The organism is Pseudoalteromonas sp. (assembly GCF_041629635.1).
Lineage (GTDB): Bacteria > Pseudomonadota > Gammaproteobacteria > Enterobacterales > Alteromonadaceae > Pseudoalteromonas.
In genome coordinates this window covers 1-4,843 of record NZ_JBFKMX010000198.1, presented here as the reverse complement: position 1 = coordinate 4,843, position 4,843 = coordinate 1, and the positions used below count along the sequence as shown (strand labels likewise).

Below are 4,843 nucleotides of genomic sequence, written 5' to 3'. Positions count from 1 at the left end.
TTTGGTGATGCCGAGCGCAGTCATGGTTATGGTGCGAGTAATAGGTTCGCCAATTTGATAGCTTTGTTTTTCAGGTTGCCACTCTTCATTTAATGTGACTAATTCACTCGGTAGCCAGTTGCCGGAAATATTTTCTGGAATAGATTTAATAGTAAGTTGAACATCTCGGCCAATAGCACTTGCCGCACGGGTACGGTAATTATCACGAATACGGCCTTTAAAATAAGGCGATTTGATAGTGTATTTTCCGCTTTTTTGCGGCTGAATAAGGTAGTTTCGTTCAATGATTAAATAGCGAATGCCATCGATAATCTCATAACTTTCTTTTTGTTTTCCAAGCTGAGAAACATTGGCATTCTCTAATTCAGGTGAGCCGAGTTGGCCTTCGGTTAAGTCATTGGCTAAAAACAGTTTTACCGTATAAACACCTGCTTGCTGTACATACAATTCGCTGTTTTCCATACTAGTTTCAATATACACATCCTTGCTTTGTGTATCAGCATTGGAAGCGGCAACCACTTTCACAGTAAGTGGGCTTGATTGCATATTCGCAACAGCAAAGCTGGGTATTGTGTAATCACCTGGATTACGCGCCATTAGTTCAACTTGCCACTGCGTTGTATGGTTTACTTGGCCATTAATAATACTGGTGTTACTTCGCACAGACGTAGGACCAACCACAAAGTCTTTTAGTAACGCTGTGGTATCGGGTTGTTCACCTTTGACATTTTGGTCTGCGCGAATGGTTAAATTAAAAAATTCACCTGCGAGCACAGGATTTCGATCAACACTGGCGCTCAGTGCTGCGACAGCTTGCAATGGCAGTAAAACGAGGCAAATTAATACAACTATGCGACTTACCATGACTTCTCAACTCCTTGTTGCTGGATGCGCTGACGATATCTTTTTTGACTTTCTAATTTCATTTTATTGCGTAACAAGATGGCCGGATCATCCGGTACCTTTCTTAGTAGTTGGTTAATGATTTGTACTTGTTCTTTCTCTTCAGGGGTTAATTCAGGTGGTTGATTTGCCTGATGCTCTGAAAGAGGTTGCTGTGGCGCTTGCTGTTGTTCATCACCTGACTGTTCTTGCGGCTCTGCTTGGGTCTCGGGCGCTTGCTTTGGTTTATCGCTTTTAGCTTCTTCTGAGTCCGCTTTCATTTCTGGCTGATTGTTTTGTTGCGAAGAATCACTACCATTTTTACTTTCTTCGCTGTTTTTATCTTGTTGGCCTTGTTGCTGCGATTGATTTTGTTCTTGTTGGTTTTGCTGTTCAGATTGTTCACCCGATTGCTCGCCTTGCTGCTGGTTTTGATCGCTTTGCTGCTGCTCATCGCTCTTTTGTTGATCATCACCATTTTGCTGTTGCTGATTTTGTTGCTGTTGCTTCAAATCTTCCAACAGCGCTTTATTTTCTTCTGCTTCTTTAAACTCAGGCTGTTTTTCAAGGGCTTTTTTGTAAGCTTCTATTGCTTCATCAAAACGATTAAGTCTAGCAAGGGCGTTTCCTTGATTATAAAGGCCCTGTGCGCTGTTATCTTGCTCGAACTTAGTCAGCGCATTTTCAAAATCACCCTGTTGATATAGAGCTGAGCCTGAAAGACTTGCGGTAGTTGATTTTGTTGCCGCTTCGTAATTTTGTTGTTGATAAGCCTGATGCGCTTTTTGCTCGTCATTTAGTAGCCAAGTGGGCAGGGAAAGTGCATAACTCAACTCAGGTTTAAACAGTACGAAACAGCATAAACCCAGTAAAAATTTAGGCTGTTGCTTTAACATCATAAAGCCCAGTGGAATTAATAAAAATACTAAATAAATACCGCCATCAATCGGCTGTTCACTAGTTTGCTCCCGTTTAATAACATCATCTGTATTGGTAGATGATGGTTTAAAGAGGGCTAAATCAGCATCGCTCACTTGATAATAATTAAATTTACCATCGCTATTTGCTGCCAGTTGCTGCAATAAGCTGAAGTTGGCTTTTGGAATTACAATTTGGCCATGGTTATCTTTTAAAAAGCCTTCGTCAGGTAATTGGATCGGTGCACCATGTTCGGTGGCTACAGTATAAATATTTAGTTTAATGTTATGTTGCTTAACGAGCTTTTCGATATCGCGACTTTCATCAAAATCATCAATACCATCTGTAATCCAATAGATTTCGCCGTTGCTGACATTGGCCTGAGTGAGTAAATCAACCGCCAGTGTGATACCTGCAAAGGCATTACTACCGGGAACTGGCATAATTTCAGGGCTTAGGCTAGGGATTAAGTTGGCCAGTGTTTGATGGTCTGAGGTTAAAGGCGAAATGGTGTAGGCATCATTGCTATAAGCAACTAAGGCTAAATCGCTTTCTTTTAAAATGTCAGTCAGTGTAAGTGCTTTAAAGCGCGCTTGTGTTAAACGATTTGGTTTAATGTCTTGGCTGTACATTGAGCGCGACATGTCCATTACAATAACACGTGCATGTTTACTTTTATAAACGGGCAGGGGTTGTGATTGCCAACTTGGGCCAGCAAGAGCACATACACTTACGATTAAAAATAAACTGAGCCACACAGCATTGGTTTTAGTTTGTTTGCTCTCACCATCAAGTAAAAATTGGGCAAGATGAGGTGCAATGGGACTACTGGCAATATGTTTACGTTTTTTTAGTAATTGCAAAACGATAACTAAAACAACAAAGGGCATTAAATAAAATGCTTCAGGGCGAATAAATTCAAGTGTCATGCGCCTCTCCTTGATAGTAGCGTTTTAAAACTATTCACTAAGGTTTGTAAGAACAATAGCAACAGCGCGATAAATAAGGGGATATAGAATAATGCAGTTTGCGGGCGCACGGTTTCGCTGTTGTCGCTAATTGGCTCAAGCTGGTCGAGCATTTGGTAAATACGTTGCAAACTTGCTACATCCGTTGCACGAAAGTACTGCCCACCGGTTTCGCGAGCTATTTCGGTTAATAAGCTTTCATCAAGGGCGCTGCCACGCTGCATCTGAAAGCCAAAAAAGTTTGACTGACTATCCGCACCCACACCGACAGTGTACACCTTTATGCCCGCATCTTTTGCAAGAATAAGTGCTTCATCGGGTGCCAGATTACCCGCAGTATTTTGACCGTCAGTTAATAAGATAAGTATGCGATTACTATCATCTTTAAGGGCAAAGCGTTTAACTGCAAGGCCAAGTGCATCACCAATGGCGGTTGCTTGGCCAACTAAACCTATTTGCGCTTCGTCCAGCATTTGGGTAACGGTAGTTAAATCGCGGGTTAGTGGGGTTTGTAAAAATGCGGTATCGGCAAATAGAATTAAACCTAATCTGTCACCTGTGCGCGCTGTAATAAACTCGTTAAGCACGGCTTTTACAACAGATAATCTGTCAATATATTGCCCCTGATACTGCATATCTTGCTCACGCATCGAGGTGGATAAGTCAACGGCAAGCATAATTTCACGACCTTCATTAGGCAGTTGAATGGGCTCGCCATAGTATTTTGGATGAGCGAGTGCGATGCATAAACATAACCAAAATAGCCAAGGCCAAATTGAAAAACGTGCTGGCTGTTTAATATCGCCTGTTTGCACTATTGGATTATGATAAAGGGCAGTCGTACGCACAGTGGCGACTTGCTGATGTTTTTGTAATTTGTGCAGTAAAAACGGCAATGGCAATAATAAAAAAGCGAATGGCCAAGCAAACTCAAACATTTAACGCTCCTTTCACCTTAAATTGCTTTATTGCTTTGACTAGTTTCTGATGGAAATCATTAATTGGTTGGTTGCTCTCACTTTGGTATAAGCGTGATAGCTCTTCTGGTGTTAATTTTACTTTTGATGTTTTTAACACGATACCTTGCCATTTTTCACCAAATTGATTTGCAGCCTCAATACCATAATAGTGCTTTACAAGGCGCTTTAAAATTAAATGCAATGCTTGGCTATTTGCAAAGTTAGAAGTTAAATAAGACTTACTTTCTTGCAGTGCTTGTCTTTTTGCTTTTGCCAATTGATAACGTTTATAAACTAAAAAGCCAGTAACAAACAACAGCAATAAAAAGCCTGTAATTATTGCAAATGCAGGCAGTGATAGCGGCCACCAAGCTACTGTGGCTGGCGCAATAACATCATGTAAGTTGTCGAGCGGAGATGTTGGGTTTGCCATTTAACCATTATCCCTTTAATTGTTGAGCAATCGGCTGCGCAGCACTAAATGGCATCAACGCTAAGCCTGATTTTTGTAATAACTGAAATAACGACGTTTGTTGGGCATTTGCTTTTGTAGCATAGCTTTCACGAAACTTTGCATTGGCAAGTGGAAGGTTAGCCTGACGGTTACCTGATTTGAGCGTAAGTTGCTCACCCACATTCGGTAACGATAGCTCCATCGGGTCAAAAATAGGGCAGGCGATAAGTTCGCAATGGCGTGTAAGTTGCATTAGTTGCTTTGCCATATCCTCGCTTAAATGATGAAAATCAGAAATTAAGTACACTAACGAACCCGGTTTTGCCAAGTGCACTAAACGATTTAGTTGATCATTCAGTGTTTGCGATTCGCCATCAAGCTTACTTTCAAGCGCCGCTTGATGCGCAAGTTGTAAGTTATGAAACAGTTTAAGCACAGCACTTTGTCTTGATGCCGGCTTGAGTTCCCAATGGGCATTATGGTTAAACACTAAACCACCAACACGGTCACCACGTTGAATTGCGCTCCAAGCAACGAGTGCACTTAAATGTGCAGCTTGCACAGATTTTAAAAGCAGTTGAGAGCCAAAGATCATACTGTCGCTAAAGTCCGTTAAGATAAAAACAGGGCGTTCTTTTTCTTCCTGAAATAGCTTTGTGTGC

5 protein-coding genes are annotated in these 4,843 nt (G+C 41.4%); all 5 read right to left on the bottom strand.

Annotated features, from left to right (window positions below):
* A partial coding sequence (locus ABYD77_RS17760; RefSeq protein ID WP_372771438.1) for a BatD family protein occupies positions 1–864 on the bottom strand: 864 nt, incomplete at its 3' end.
* Positions 858–2,729 (bottom strand): VWA domain-containing protein, encoded by a 1,872-nt coding sequence (locus tag ABYD77_RS17755; RefSeq protein ID WP_372771437.1) that lies wholly within the window; start codon positions 2,727–2,729, stop codon positions 858–860. The genes ABYD77_RS17760 and ABYD77_RS17755, both read right to left, overlap by 7 nt.
* On the bottom strand, positions 2,726–3,706 hold the full coding sequence (locus tag ABYD77_RS17750) for a VWA domain-containing protein (RefSeq protein WP_372771435.1): 981 nt from the start codon (positions 3,704–3,706) through the stop codon (positions 2,726–2,728). The genes ABYD77_RS17755 and ABYD77_RS17750 overlap by 4 nt, the downstream gene beginning before the upstream one ends.
* Entirely contained in the window at positions 3,699–4,160 is a 462-nt protein-coding gene (locus ABYD77_RS17745) for a DUF4381 domain-containing protein (RefSeq protein ID WP_372771434.1), read from the bottom strand. The genes ABYD77_RS17750 and ABYD77_RS17745 overlap by 8 nt, the downstream gene beginning before the upstream one ends.
* Positions 4,161–4,167: 7 nt before the next feature.
* On the bottom strand, positions 4,168–4,843 hold a 676-nt coding region (locus ABYD77_RS17740; RefSeq protein ID WP_372771433.1), incomplete at its 5' end, for a DUF58 domain-containing protein.